Below are 14,336 nucleotides of genomic sequence, written 5' to 3'. Positions count from 1 at the left end.
CGTCCGTCGTACGGGCCTGACTCAGTTCGCGATCAGCGAGCGGAGCACGTACTGGAGGATGCCGCCGTTGCGGTAGTAGTCCGCCTCACCCGGGGTGTCGATGCGGACGACCGCGTCGAACTCCTGGGTGCCGCCGTCGGTGCCGGTGACCGTGACGTGCACGGTGCGCGGGACCTCGCCGTCGTTCAGCGCGGTGACGCCGCTGATGTCGAAGGTCTCCTCGCCGGTCAGGCCGAGGGACTCCGCGTTCTCGCCCTCGGGGAACTGCAGCGGCAGGACGCCCATGCCGATCAGGTTCGAGCGGTGGATCCGCTCGAACGACTCGGTGATGACCGCCTTCGCGCCGAGCAGCGCCGTGCCCTTGGCCGCCCAGTCGCGCGACGAGCCGGAGCCGTACTCCTTGCCGGCCAGGATGACCAGCGGCGTACCGGCCGCGAGGTACGCCTCGGACGCCTCGTAGATCGACGTGACGGGCGCGTCGGCCTGGGTGAAGTCGCGGGTGAAGCCGCCCTCGGTGCCCGGCGCGATCTGGTTGCGCAGCCGGATGTTGGCGAACGTGCCGCGGATCATCACCTCGTGGTTGCCGCGCCGCGAGCCGTACGAGTTGTAGTCCTTGCGGTCCACCCCGTGCTCGGCCAGGTACTTGCCGGCCGGGCCGTCGGCCTTGATCGCACCGGCCGGGGAGATGTGGTCGGTCGTGACCGAGTCGCCCAGCTTCGCCAGCACCCGCGCGCCGCTGATGTCGGTGACCGGCGACGGCTCCTTGGCCATGCCCTCGAAGTACGGAGGCTTGCGCACGTACGTCGAGTCGGCGTCCCAGTCGAAGGTCTTGCCCTCCGGCGTCGGCAGCGACTGCCAGCGCTCGTCACCGGCGAAGACGTCGGCGTAGTCCTTGGTGAACATCTCCTTGCTGATCGAGGAGGCGATCACCTTCTCGACCTCGTCCGCGGCCGGCCAGATGTCGCGCAGGAACACGTCGTTGCCGTCGGTGTCCTGGCCCAGCGCGTCGGTCTCGAAGTCGAAGTCCATCGTCCCGGCCAGCGCGTACGCGATCACCAGCGGCGGGCTCGCCAGGTAGTTCATCTTCACGTCCGGGTTGATCCGGCCCTCGAAGTTGCGGTTGCCGGACAGCACCGACACGACCGCCAGGTCGGCCTCCTGCACCCCGGCCGAGACCTCCTCGGGCAGCGGGCCCGAGTTGCCGATGCACGTCGTACAGCCGTAGCCGACCAGGTGGAAGCCGAGCTTCTCCAGGTACGGCGTGACGCCGGCCTTCTCGTAGTAGTCGGTGACGACCTTCGAGCCCGGGGCCAGCGACGTCTTGACCCACGGCTTGCTGGTCAGGCCGCGGTCGACCGCGTTCTTGGCCAGCAGCGCGGCGGCCAGCATCACCGACGGGTTGGAGGTGTTGGTGCAGGAGGTGATCGAGGCGATCACGACGTGGCCGTGGTCGAGCTCGACCTCCTGGCCGTTCAGGCTGATCGTGGTCTTCTTCGACGGGCGGCCGTTCGCGCCGTGCGGCACGTGCGGCTCGTCGTTGACGTGACCGTGCCCGTTCGGCGCGTCGCTGGCCGGGAAGCTCCCGGTCTCCGACGGGTCGACCTCGAGCTCCTCGGTCGCGTAGTCGGTCAGCGCGCCGCGGAAGCCTTCCTTGGCCTCGCTCAGCGCGACCCGGTCCTGCGGCCGCTTCGGGCCGGCGATCGACGGGACGACGGTCGACAGGTCCAGCTCGAGGTACTCCGAGAAGCGCGGCTCGACCTCGGCGTTGTGCCACAGGCCCTGCTCCTTGGCGTACGCCTCGACCAGCGCGACCTCGTCGTCGCCGCGACCGGTCAGCCGCAGGTACTCCAGCGTCACGTCGTCGATCGGGAAGATCGCGCAGGTGGAGCCGAACTCCGGGCTCATGTTGCCGATCGTGGCGCGGTTGGCCAGCGGCACCGCCGCGACGCCGTCGCCGTAGAACTCGACGAACTTGCCGACCACACCATGCTTGCGCAGCATCTGGGTGATCGTCAGGACGACGTCGGTCGCGGTCGCGCCGGCCGGAACGGCGCCGGTCAGCTTGAAGCCGACGACCTTCGGGATCAGCATGCTGACCGGCTGGCCGAGCATCGCGGCCTCGGCCTCGATGCCGCCGACGCCCCAGCCCAGGACGCCGAGGCCGTTGACCATCGTGGTGTGGCTGTCGGTGCCAACGCAGGTGTCCGGGTACGCCTGGCCGTTGCGGACCATCACGGTCCGGGCCAGGTGCTCGATGTTGACCTGGTGGACGATGCCGGTGCCCGGCGGGACGACCTTGAACTCGTCGAACGCGGTCTGGCCCCAGCGCAGGAACTGGTACCGCTCGCGGTTGCGCTCGTACTCCAGCTCGACGTTGCGCTCGAACGCGTCCTGGCGGCCGAAGACGTCGATGATGACCGAGTGGTCGATCACCAGCTCGGCCGGGGCCAGCGGGTTGATCTTGGTCGGGTCGCCACCGAGCTCGGCGACGGCCTCGCGCATGGTGGCCAGGTCGACGACGCACGGCACCCCGGTGAAGTCCTGCATGATCACGCGCGCCGGCGTGAACTGGATCTCCGTGTCCGGGGCCGCGTTCGCGTCCCAGTTGCCCAGCTTGGTGATGTGGTCGGCGGTGATGTTCGCGCCGTCCTCGGTGCGCAGCAGGTTCTCGAGCAGCACCTTGAGCGAGTACGGCAGGGTCTCCGCGCCCTCGATGCCCGCCAACCTGAAGATCTCGTACGACTGTCCGTTGACCTCGAGTGCACCCTTGGCACCGAAGCTGTCGACGCTGGCCATCAACCTGCTCCTCTGTCCGTCCTGTTCCGCTGGTACCCATCCTGCCGAGCCGCCCACCCGAGCCACAGGTCAGGCTGCCCTAACTTCCCGGCCGCTGCTTCCCGGCCGAAACTCTCTCGACATCAAGATACACGACATCGAGCCACCACCCTAGGGCGAAATTGCGTTGCCGCTCGCCGCCGTGGCCTGATCGACTACCGCGTGGCCAGTTCGCGGCAGGACGTGCTGACCCGCGCGTTCGTCCGGTGGAACTGGGTCCGCGCCGTGCTGCACAACGGCTGGTGGCTCGTCACCTCGGTCTACCTGGTGCTCGACGCCGGGCTGAGCGCTGCCCAGATCGTCGCCATCGGGGCCGTTCAGGGGATCTTCGCGCTGTGCTGCGAGGTGCCGGCCGGCGTACTGGCCGACACGGTCAGCCGGAAGTGGTCGCTGGTCGTCTCGCAGGTCCTGATGGGGACGGCCATGCTGGCGACCGGACTCGTCACGTCGTTCCCGTTGCTGCTGGCAACGCAGGTGCTGTGGGGACTCGCGTGGACCTTCGCGAGCGGTTCGGACATCGCCTGGATCACCGACGAGCTGGACGCCCCTGATCGCATCTCCTTCGTGCTCGCCCGGACCGCCCGCGCTCAGCTCTCCGGCGCGGCGACCGGGCTGGTGGTGATCGGAGCCCTCGCCTGGGCGACCCGGCGTGACGTGGCGATCGTCGGAGCCGGCGTGGCGATGCTGTTGCTGAGCCTGTACGTCGTCGCCCGCTTCAGCGAGGAACGGTTCGTCCCGGCCACCGGCCCTCGGTGGGCGGCATCGTGGACGACGTTCCGCCGCGGACTCAGCCTGGTCCGCGGCAGCCCGGACCTGCTGCGGATCTTCCTGGCGACCTTCCTGATCAACGGAGCTACCGACGCCGCCGGGCGGCTCGCACCGAAACAGCTGCTGGAGCTGGGCCTGCCGATCCGGCTCGACCCGATCATCTGGTTCACCGGGTTGGGTTTCGTCGCCCTCGTCCTCGGCGCGGTGGCCCTGCGGATCGGGGCACGCCGCCTCGACGGGGAACACGCGCGGCACTCGTACGGCGTCGCGGCGGTGGTCGGCACCGCCGGCGCGATCGGGCTGGCGTTCGCGCCGAACGCGATCAGCGCCGCCGCGGCGCTGATCCTCGTGTCCGGGATCGCCGTACCGCTCACCCGGGTGATCTCGATGATCTGGGTCAACGCGCGCACCACGAGCGACGTACGGGCGACCACGCACTCGTTCCTCGCGCAGGCCGAGTACCTCGGCGAGGTGGTCTGCGGGTTGCTGATCACGCTCGTCGCCCACGTGGCCGGCCTACCGGTCGCCCTCGCGGGAGCCGCCGCACTCTTCGCCCTGACCGCGGCGATCATGCGGCGGCCCGCGGTCTAGGACAGCTGCGGGAGGACCTCGGAGGCGATCAGCTCGAGGTGGTCCAGGTCGGTGAGGTCCATGATCTGGAGGTAGAACCGGTCCGCGCCGAGCTCGGCGAAGCGGCCGAGGTGGTCGACGACCTCGGCCGGGGTGCCGCCGACGCCGCTCTCGGCGAGCTGGTCGAGGGACCAGCCGACGGCCGTTGCGCGGCGTTCGACCTCGGCCTTGTCCTTGCCGACGGCAACGCGGTGCGCGGCCGACAGGGCGAGGGTCTTGGGGTCGCGGCCGATCGCCGTACAGGCTGCTTGGACGCGGTCGAACAGCGTCTTGGTGTCGTCGAGCGGTTTGAAGCCGGCGTTGAACTCGGCGGCGTACTGCGCCGCGAGCGCGGGCGTGCGCTTCTTGCCGGCGCCGCCGACGATGATCGGCGGGTGCGGCTGCTGGACCGGCTTCGGCAGGGCCGGGGAGTCCTTGAGCTGGTAGTGCTTGCCGGTGAAGTCGTACTTCTCCCCCACCGGCGTGTCCCACAGCCCGGTGATCAGCTCGAGCTGCTCGGTCAGCAGGTCGAACCGGCCCGGCGTGTCCGGGAAGTCCAGCCCGTACGCCGCGTGCTCGGCCTCGAACCAGCCCGCACCCAGCCCGAGCTCGGCGCGACCACCGCTCATCTGGTCGACCTGCGCGACGCTGATCGCGAGCACGCCGGGATTGCGGAACGTAGCGGAGCTGACCAGCGTGCCGAGCTTGATCCGGCTGGTCTCGCGGGCGAGCCCCGCCAGCGTGATCCAGGCGTCGGTCGGCCCCGGCAGGCCGTCCTCGTCGCCCATCACGAGGTAGTGGTCGGAACGGAAGAACGCGTCGAAGCCGCACTCCTCGGTCTTTTGCGCGACGGCCAGCAGGTCGTCGTACGAGGCGCCTTGCTGGGGTTCGGTGAAGATCCTGAGCAACATGGGGACAACGCTATCCCGCGGTGATGTACAGCTGCTCCAGGTAGGACGGCTGCCAGTCCGGACCGCGGCGGTACAGGCGTCGTACGAGCCCCTCGACGTCGATCGCGCCGGGGAGCTGGGTGTCCCACCACTCGGGAACCTGGTCGTACCAGCGGTCGATCCGCAGGGTCCGGCCCGCCGCGTCGATCCGCGCGAACAGCCACCCGCCGTGATCGGTCCGGGCCTCTTCGATCCACAGATCCCCGAGCAACTCGCTCAGCCGGTCGTCGGGCCACTCCTCGTCGTCGACCCGCGCCGGCTCGAGGTCGAACCGGTACGACGGCCGGGCGGGGTCGAGGACCTGAACCTGAAGCGTGAAGCCAGACGGTACGACGTTGGTGCGTGCGCGGCACCAGGCACGGAGTGCTTCGAAGGCGGCGGACTCCTTGGGGCGCGGGCGGGGGCGCTCGGGCTCGGTGCGCATGGCCTGCTCAACACCGAGCGGGAGCGCGATGGGGATGCCCGGGCTGGAGAGCTCGGGGATGAGCATGCCTGCGGAGGCGTCGTCGGTGGGGTGGGTGTTGGGGGTTTCGGCGTGGTCGCTGGGGATTTCGGCGTGGCCGTTGGGGTGCTCCTGGTGATGGCCGTTCAGCCCGTTGGCCTGTGCGGCGGTCGCCTCGCCGACAAGCTGTGCCGCACCGGCGGCCGCCGCATCCCCGGCAGCCTCGTGCTGCGCCTCCACGTGGTCGGCCGTCTGATCCGGCTCGTCGTCCGCGTCTGCCGGTTCCTCGAGGACGATGGACTCAGAGGCGCCTTCCGGCTCGGCAACTTCTGCAACCTCCGCGGTCGCATCCTCCTCTGACCCCGGCGCGTCCTCCGCTGTCGGTGCATCTTCCGACGCCGGCATATCCTCCGCATCGGCGGCATCGGCCGACTCATCGATGCCAACAGCAACTACCTCGGCCGCTGATACTTGGTCGCCGCCCGGCGCCTGCTCGGCAGTTGCCTGCTCGGCACCTGGTGCTTGCTCAGCTGGCTCTTGCTCGGCGATCTCCGCCTCGGCGTCCACCTCAGCAGATTGCTGCTCGGTCTCGTCGACTTCATGTACCTGCAGCTCGGCGTCCTGCGACTCCGACGTACCGGCGGCTTCTGCCTCAACCTCAGGTCGAGCTTCACTGATCGAAATCTCACCGAGCTGATCGGCCGTCCAGTCCGCGCCACCGAGGATCTCGTCGTGGAAGACCTCGTTCGCGTACTCGTAGTCCAGCTCGCCCCCCGACCCGCCGTACTGATCACTCAACGGCGGATAAGTCCGCGGCCCATCCCCAGCCGCAGCGCTCTCCCCCGAGTCGACCCGCGCAATCTCCTCATCAGCCAGCCCGTCAACCACCGCGGCGATCTCAGCCGTCGGCGCCTCATCCTCGAACCCGACGCCGTCCGCCCGCTGCTCACCCACAGACGACCCGTCAACGTCCTCCGCCGCAGCCCCAAGCACGCGGCCGGCACCCGACCGTTCAACGTCGGCGTCCTCACCGATCAACCGGTCTTCGAAGACCAGATCGTCGGCGTCTTCCGCACCAGCGATCCACCGACCGCCATCCCCGGCAGTGTCGCTCTCGTCGACCGCCTCCACACCAACGGCGTCGCCATCGGAAGCTTCCGCGGTCGGCTCATCGGTAGCCCACCGCGTGTTCGCCGGCTGCGCCTCAGCCTCCGCAGGTCCGTCAGACACCCACCGCGAACCGCTGGGCCCAGACTCACCATCCGCCCGCTGACCGTCCACCGGACGGCCGCCACCCCGTACGTCGACTGCTCGACGGTCGTCATCGCTCCGCGCGTCGCGCCCATCCCCATCGGCACCCTGCGTGCCGGCAGCCCGCCCATCGCTCGTGTCGGCGGCAGGAAGTGCATCGAAGGATTCCGTCGGCAGCTCGGCGATCCGGCGGTCGCCGTCTCCCCGCGGGTCAGTGCCCGACGCCTCGGCCGCCTGCAGGTCCGCACCCGGCTCATCAACACCAGCGCGTGCGTCGGTCTGCCGGTCGCTGTCTCCGCGCAGATCGGTACTCGACGCGTAGGCCGCCTCCTGGTCCGCAGCACCCCGCTCATCAACACCAGCGCGTACGTCGGCCTGGCGCTCGCTGTCCCCCCGCGGATAAGTGTCCGACTCGTCGGCAGTGCGCCGGTCGGCCGCACCCGACTCCTCGACACCACCGGGTACGTCGCCAGCCGCTGCGTCGAGCGCGGGCCGGTCTGCCGACCGCGGCTCCTCGACACCACCGTGTACGTCGCCGGCCGCTGCGTCGAGCGCGGGCCGGTCTGCCGACCGCGGCTCCTCGACACCACCGTGTACGTCGCCCGCCGCTGCGTCGGGCGCGGGCCGGTCTGCCGACCGCGGCTCCTCGACACCACCGTGTACGTCGCCCGCCCGGTGGTCGCTTTCGCCCCGCGGGTCAGAGCCCCACGCGCCCGCCACCGCGTCGGGCGCGGGCCGGTCTGCCGCGGCCGGCTCATCGTCATCACCGGGCACGTCGTCGGCCCGGCGGTCGTCGGTGTCTCGCGGATCGTCGAGGGCGGGAAGTGCCTCGATGGACTCCGTGGGGAGATCGGCAGTGCCTTGGGACTCGTCGTCGGAGTCAAGCACGCGGCTGTCGAGGCGACCGCCGTCGGCGCGGTCTCCGCCGGCATAGGTGTCGGCGGTGTCTCGTGGTTCGACGAGGGCGGGGAGTGCCTCGATGGACTCCGTGGGGAGATCGGCAGTGCCTTGGGACTCGTCGTCGGGGTCAAGCTCGCGGCTGTCGAGGCGACCGCCGTCGGCGCGGGCTTCGCCGGCATAGGTGTCGGCGCGGGATTCGCCGGTGTAGGTGTCGGCGCGGGATTCGCCGGTGTAGGTGTCGGCGCGGGATTCGCCGGTGTAGGTGTCGGCGCGGGATTCGGCGGTTCGGGATTCGGCCGCGTAGGCGTCAGGGTGAGTCTCAGCGGCTTGGGATTCGGCAGTGTGGGTGTCTGGGCCGAACTCCGCGCCACGGGGTTCGGCCGCGTGGGCGTCTGGGCCGAACTCCGCGCCACGGGATTCGGCCGCGTGGGCGTCTGGGCCGAACTCAGCGGTACGGGATTCGGCCGCGGGGGCGTCGCGGCGGGAATCGGCGGCGTAGGTGTCGGGGCGGGATTCGGCGTAGGGGTTGGGGCGGGATTCGGCGTAGGGGTTGGCGGGGGTGTGAAGGCCCTCGGGCGTGGTCGGGTCGGCGGATGGGGTTCTGCGTTGGCGGCGGGCGGGGCGGGGTGGGTGGGCCAGGTGAGGGTTGGCCGCCAGGTACGCGGCGGCGTCCTCGATCCACTCGCCGTTGATCCAGGCGCCGCCTACCCACTCGCGTTCCATCGGGGACGGGGGTTTGGGCTCGGCCTGCGCCGGGTGGTCCGGGGCGTGGGCGTCGAGGGGCGAGACCGCGCGAGGGGGCTGACCTGCGGCGAGGGGCGAGGGCGGGCGGTCACCCTGGGCGTCGTTCGGGTGCGAGGTCGGATGCTGGTCCTGGGGTGCATCGTCAGGCGAGGCCGGATGACGGTCCTGGCGGGCGTCCGAGGGGGAACTCGGGTGCTGGTCCTGGGCCGCCTGTACGGACGAGTCCGAGCGACGGTACTGATCGCGGTCCAGAGGCGAGCCGGGCTGGTCGAAACCAGCGGCGTCGAGAGGCGGAGTCGGGCCGTGGCTCTGGCCGGCGTCGTGGGGTGCAGTTGGGCGATGGTCCCGTTCGTCCGGCGAGGAGGCCTGGCGGTCCTGCAGAGTCCCGAAGGACGAGTCCGAACGCTGATCCTGGGCTGCGTCCGAGCGTGAGCCTGGGTGCTGAACTCGGGCCGCGTCCAAGGGCGAGCCTGGGTGGTGGTCCCGGGCTGCGTCCGGCGACGAGTCTGGGAGTTGGCTCTGGGGGCTGTCCGTGCGCGAGTACTCGCGTGGGTCCTGGTGGGCTTCCAGGGACGACGTTGGGTGGTGGCGCTGGGGGGCGTTCAGTGGGGAGTGCGGCTGGTGGTCCTGCGATTCGGCTGTGGGCGGGTGCTGGTCGTGGTGTGCGTCTGGTGGGAAGGGCGCGTGGCTGCCCTGGGCGGAGTCCGGGGTGGCGACGGGTTGGATTACTCCGGTGTCGTCGTCGGGGGTGGAGTCCGTGGGGGTGATGGCTTCGGCGATCGGCGGGGTGATGCCGGTGTCGTCGCCGGCGGTGAAGGAGTCGGTGGTGCCGGGGTCGGCGATCGGGGGGATGACGCCTGTGTCGTCGTCCGTGGCGGACGGTGCGTCGGCGTCGATGGGGGTGATGACGCCGGTGTCGTCGTCTGCGGTCGAGTACGCCTGGTTGGTGTCGGCGATGGCGCCGGTGTCGTCTGCTGCGGATGCCGAGGCCTGGGGGGCGAACGGGGAGGCGCCAGCCGACGGAGCGAAGGGTGATTGGGGTTCTTGGCCGGGCGCGTGGGGTGCGAAGGGCGAGCCGGGGGCAGGCGGTTGTGCATCGGGGCCGGACTGCTGGGCTCTTGAGGATGGCGCGAAGGGGGAATCCAAGCGGCGGGGATCCGCGTCCGGGAAGGGCGTGAAAGGGGCCGTGTCGTCGATGACTGGGGTGTACGGGGCCGTGTCGTCGGCGGGGTTGTACGAAGCCGCGTCGTCTTCGGCGGGGTAGTACGAGGCCGCGTCAACGGTCGGGGGGTACGGAGCCTCGTCCTCGGCGGGGTCCTCGCCGACGGAGGCGAACTCGCTGGTGGCGTCGTTGGCTGACCACGGGGGTTCGGCGGGTTGCTGGTCGGTGGGGGTGTCGGGGGTGTAACTGGCCGCGGAGGGGGCGTCGGCGAAGAGGCTGGCGTAGAAGTCTTCGCCGTCCTGGACGGGGGCGCCTACGCGTGGGGGCTCTGAGGACGGGAGGGGGCGGTCGTAGCTGCGGGGAGGCGGAGGCGCCGGCTCGGGGTCGGGGGCGGCCAGGCCCAGGCCGGCCAGGGAGGCATTGTCGTCCTCGCGGGGCTGCTTTTTCTTGCGGCCGAAGAGGCGGGGTTTCTTGCTGACTACGCCGTAGTTGTCGGCCGGCTCAGGCGGCGGCGGAGTTTCGTACGACGGCTGGGGCTCGTACGAAGGCTGAGCATCGTACGGCTGCGCGTCGTACGAAGGCTCGGCGCCGATGACCTCATGAGCGTCCTCAGCAATCGGCTGGCCGGTGAACGGACTGACGCCCGGAGGAACGATGAAGAGTTCTTCCTCGTCCTCAGGCTCCTCAACGACAGGCGCAGGCTCAGCAACAGCCACCCCAGGCACCTGATCGAACTGCCCCACAGCCGCCAGCGCCGCCCGCAGATCCGGCTGCTGCGGCGACCGCCGCCCAATCCCCAGCCGCGCAAAGAACCCGTCCAGCTCCTCGGCCGACAAGCTCGAAGCAGCAGCCGAGCGGATCAGCCCCACCCCGAGCGGCACCAGCTCGTCCAGCCCGCCCAGGTAGTCGGCCCACTCAGCAGCCCACTCGACCAGCTCCCGCGCGGTCTCCTCGTCGGAGGTGATCCACGCGCCGATCGGGCCGAAGCCGTCGTCCACCGGCTGCCAAGGATCACCCTCGTACGACGCCCGGGCCCACGTCCCGTTGAACGAGCCGTACACGAACCCGAGATCACCGGCGGTGATCCGCCGCTTGACCTCTGGCTGCCCGATCCAGTCCGGCGCGCCCGCGAGCAGGTCCGTCCCCCGGGTCTGGCTGTGCTGCGTGTGGTAGCCGAACAGCACGGACCGCCCACCGTCGAGCCGCACCATCCGCAGGTCCGAACCGGTCTCGTCCTGGTGGTACCAGCCGTCGGCGTCGGCGTACCAGCGGCGGTCGAAGCCGGTGGCATGGGCGACCGCGGCGAGAGCACTCCAGCGGGCGCGGAGCTCCTCCGGGTCATCCAGATCGACGAGCGGCATCGGGTATCAGGTCTCCAGCGAACATCAGGGCACCAGCGCAGAACGGTACCCGAGCCGCCCGGCAACTAACCAGTCACAGGTTCCAGCACGGCCACGCACTCTATGTGATGGGTCATCCCGAACAGGTCGAACGCCCGCAGCGAGCTGACGCCGTACCCGAGCCCCGCGAACGTCTTCAGGTCCCGTGCCAGCGCCGCCGGGTCACAGGCGACGTACGCGATCTTCCGCGGCGCCAGGCCGGCGATCCGCCGTACGACGTGCTTGCCGGCACCGGTCCGCGGCGGATCCAGTACGACGAGGTCGACCTGCGACAGCCCCTGCCGGACGGCGCCGTTCAGCACCCGGTCCACGTCGCCCTGCTCCAGCGTGACGCCGGTCAGGTCGTGCAGGTTGCGCCGGGCGTTCTTGACCGCGTCCTTGTCCCCCTCGATCGCCAGCACCGCGCACCCGGCCTCCGCCAGGAACGCCGCGAACAGCCCGACCCCGGAGTACAGGTCCAGCGCGGTCTCCCCCGCCGAAGGCTCCAGCCCAGCCAGTACGGCGTCGACCAAGGTCGTCGCCGCGGCAGGATGCACCTGCCAGAACCCACCGGCCTCCACCCGGAACCGCCGGTCCCGGACGACCTCGACGACCCGCCCGCCGTTCGCCGCGTCGGTCAGCACCGCCTGCTTGCCCTCCGACGACACCACCGCCTGCACCGACTCGGTCCCCGGCCAGCGCTGATCCAGCACCGACGGCGTCCCCGGGTGCGCGATCAAGCACTGGTCGACCGGAATCAGGTCGTGCGACCGGTGCACCCGCATCCCCGGCCGCCCGTCGGGCCCCACGGCGTACCGCATCCTGGTGCGCCAGGCGAGCCCGTCGTCACCGGGCGACTCCATCGTCACGGTCCGCTCGATGCCGCCGATCCGCCGGAGCGTGTCGGAGACCACGGTCGCCTTCAGCCGCCGCTGCTCGACGATGTTGGCGTGCTGGAAGTCGCAGCCGCCGCAGAGCCCCGGCCCGGCGTACGGGCACGGTGGTTCGATCCGGTGCGGTGACGGCGTGAGCACCTGGACGACGTCGGCCCGCAGGTACTTGGTGGTCCGCTCGGTCACCCGCGCGTGCACCAGCTCCCCCGGGAGCCCGTGCCGGACGAAGACCACCTGGCCCTCGTACCGCGCGACACAGTGCCCGCCGTGCGCGACCGGGCCAATCTCCAGCTCCAGTACCGTCCCGACGACGACCTCGTCCCTCACCGATCTCCTGACGTCTTGCGAGCGCCCCGGCGTACTTGTCCGGCCACCCGCTCCACCCGGTCCTGCCGTTCCTGGGCCGCCTCGGACGAGATCAGCTGGTACGGAACCGACGTCACCATCACACCAGGTGTGAACAAGAGCCGCCCCTTGAGCCGCAGCGCGCTCTGGTTGTGCAGGATGTGCTCCCACCAGTGGCCGACGACGTACTCGGGGATGTAGACCATCACCACGTCGCGCGGCGACTGCCGCCGGATGTCGCGGACGTACTGCAGGATCGGCCGGGTGATTTCCCGGTACGGCGACGCGAGGCGCTTCAGCGGGACCGGGATGTCGTGCCGTTCCCACTCGGACTGCAGCGTCTCGGACTCCTCGCGGTCGACGTCGACGGTGACCGCCTCGAGCATGTACGGCCGGGCCGCCTTGGCGAAGGCCAGCGCCCGCAGCGTCGGCTTGTGCAGCTTGGAGACCAGCACGATCGCGTGCACGCGGGCCGGCAGCATCAGCTGGTCGCCCTCGTCGACGGCCATCTCGCGGCCGACCGTGTCGTAGTGGCGGCGGATGCCCTTCATCATCACGAACAGCACGGCCATCGCGATGATCGCGATGTAGGCGCCGTGGGTGAACTTGGTGACCAGCACGATCACCAGCACCGTGGCGGTCAGCGTCAGGCCGACCGCGTTGATCGAGCGCGAGCGCATCATCCGGCCGCGGGCGACCGTGTCGGTCTCGGTCTTCAGGTGCCGGGTCCAGTGCCGGATCATGCCGAACTGGCTGAGCGTGAACGAGACGAACACCCCGACGATGTACAGCTGGATCAGCTTGGTGACCTCGGCGTCGAACGCGATGATCAGCCCGACCGCGCAGGCCGCCAGCAAGATGATGCCGTTGCTGTAGGCCAGCCGGTCGCCGCGGGTGTGCAGCTGCTTGGGCAGGAACCCGTCCTTGGCCAGGATCGAGGCCAGCACCGGGAAGCCGTTGAACGCGGTGTTCGCGGCCAGCACCAGGATCAGCATCGTCGCGCCGAGCACCAGGTAGAAGCCGGGCGCGAAGTTCGAGAAGACCGAGTCGCTGATCTGCCCGATCACGGTCTTCTGGGTGTAGGTGTCCCCGACCGGTACGCCGTCGCGGTACAGCTGCGTCCCCGGGTCCTCGGCGAAGCGCAGCTTGATCTTGTCGGCCAGGAACAGGATCGACATCAGCATCGTGATCGCGATCGTGCCGAGCAGCAGCAGCGTGGTCGCGGCGTTCTTGCTCTTCGGCTTGCGGAACGCCGGTACGCCGTTGCTGATCGCCTCGACCCCGGTCAGCGCCGCACAGCCGGAGGAGAAGGCCCGGGCCAGCAGGAACGCGGCCGCGACGCCGCTGAACACTTCGTGCCCCGGCTCCGGGTGCACGTCGAAGGCCGCGCTGTCGGCCAGCGGCAGGTTGCCGGTGGTCAGCCGGACCAAGCCCCACAGCGTCATCCCGATGATCGCGGCCATGAAGATGTACGTCGGGATCGCGAACAGCGCGCCGGACTCCCGGACGCCGCGCAGGTTCAGCGCGGTCAGGATCAGCACCAGCCCGACGCCGAGCGTCGCCTCGTGGCCGGCCAGGAACGGCAGCGCGGACTTCGCGTTCTGCACACCGGACGAGATCGACACCGCCACCGTCAGCACGTAGTCGACCATCAGGGCGCTCGCCACGGTCAGGCCCGCGGTCGGGCCGATGTTCACGGTCGCGACCTCGTAGTCACCGCCGCCGGAGGGATAGGCGTGCACGTTCTGCCGGTACGACGCGACCACGATCAGCATCACGAACGCGACCAGCAGGCCGATCTTCCAGGAGAAGCTGTACGCCGCCAGCCCGGCCAGCGACAGCGTCAGGAAGATCTCGTCGGGCGCGTAGGCCACCGACGACAGAGCGTCACTGGCGAACACCGGGAGTGCGATCTTCTTCGGAAGCAGCGTCTCGCCGAGCTGCGTGCTGCGCAGCTTGCGTCCGATGAGGATGCGTTTACCGATGTCGCCTAGAGCGGGGGTCACACCGAGGATGTTAGAGGGAGCCCCGGTCCGGTGTAGCGTCTACACCGCCGAA

The 14,336-nt window shown here is 70.2% G+C and carries 6 protein-coding genes; 1 reads left to right on the top strand and 5 read right to left on the bottom strand.

The window, feature by feature from the left end; genetic code table 11:
- Nucleotides 1–21: 21 nt before the first annotated feature.
- Nucleotides 22–2,796, bottom strand: coding sequence for an aconitate hydratase AcnA (gene acnA, locus HDA39_RS07150; protein WP_184794441.1), 2,775 nt, complete (start codon nucleotides 2,794–2,796; stop codon nucleotides 22–24).
- Nucleotides 2,797–2,997: 201 nt separating this feature from the next.
- On the opposite strand from acnA, the gene HDA39_RS07145 reads away from it, so the two are divergent.
- Entirely contained in the window at nucleotides 2,998–4,194 is a 1,197-nt protein-coding gene (locus HDA39_RS07145) for an MFS transporter (RefSeq protein ID WP_184794440.1), read from the top strand.
- Here HDA39_RS07145 and HDA39_RS07140 read toward each other — a convergent pair.
- The 4 genes from HDA39_RS07140 to HDA39_RS07125 all read right to left on the bottom strand — a co-directional run bounded on the left by HDA39_RS07140 (nucleotide 4,191) and on the right by HDA39_RS07125 (nucleotide 14,284).
- Complete coding sequence (locus tag HDA39_RS07140; protein ID WP_184794439.1) at nucleotides 4,191–5,123, bottom strand: LLM class F420-dependent oxidoreductase; 933 nt, start codon at nucleotides 5,121–5,123, stop codon at nucleotides 4,191–4,193. The genes HDA39_RS07145 and HDA39_RS07140 overlap by 4 nt on opposite strands.
- A gap of 10 nt (nucleotides 5,124–5,133) precedes the next feature.
- On the bottom strand, nucleotides 5,134–11,022 hold the full coding sequence (locus HDA39_RS07135) for a hypothetical protein (protein ID WP_184794438.1): 5,889 nt from the start codon (nucleotides 11,020–11,022) through the stop codon (nucleotides 5,134–5,136).
- A gap of 65 nt (nucleotides 11,023–11,087) precedes the next feature.
- Nucleotides 11,088–12,260: a TRAM domain-containing protein gene (locus tag HDA39_RS07130; protein WP_184794437.1), complete on the bottom strand. Its 1,173-nt coding sequence runs from the start codon at nucleotides 12,258–12,260 to the stop codon at nucleotides 11,088–11,090.
- Nucleotides 12,257–14,284: an amino acid permease gene (locus tag HDA39_RS07125; RefSeq protein WP_184794436.1), complete on the bottom strand. Its 2,028-nt coding sequence runs from the start codon at nucleotides 14,282–14,284 to the stop codon at nucleotides 12,257–12,259. Before HDA39_RS07125 ends, HDA39_RS07130 begins: the two co-directional genes overlap by 4 nt.
- Nucleotides 14,285–14,336 lie beyond the last annotated feature (52 nt).

The sequence above is a fragment of the Kribbella italica genome (assembly GCF_014205135.1).
In the GTDB taxonomy this organism is placed as follows: domain Bacteria; phylum Actinomycetota; class Actinomycetes; order Propionibacteriales; family Kribbellaceae; genus Kribbella; species Kribbella italica.
Note: the sequence above shows the minus strand (reverse complement) of the source record. Positions and strands in the feature narration are given on the sequence as shown.

What these genes read in the sequence shown, in the direction of transcription:
- HDA39_RS07140 (WP_184794439.1), bottom strand. Translation starts at nt 5,123, where the DNA reads ATGTTGCTCAGGATCTTCACCGAACCCCAGCAAGGCGCCTCGTACGAC.
- acnA (WP_184794441.1), bottom strand. Translation starts at nt 2,796, where the DNA reads ATGGCCAGCGTCGACAGCTTCGGTGCCAAGGGTGCACTCGAGGTCAAC.
- HDA39_RS07135 (WP_184794438.1), bottom strand. Translation starts at nt 11,022, where the DNA reads ATGCCGCTCGTCGATCTGGATGACCCGGAGGAGCTCCGCGCCCGCTGG.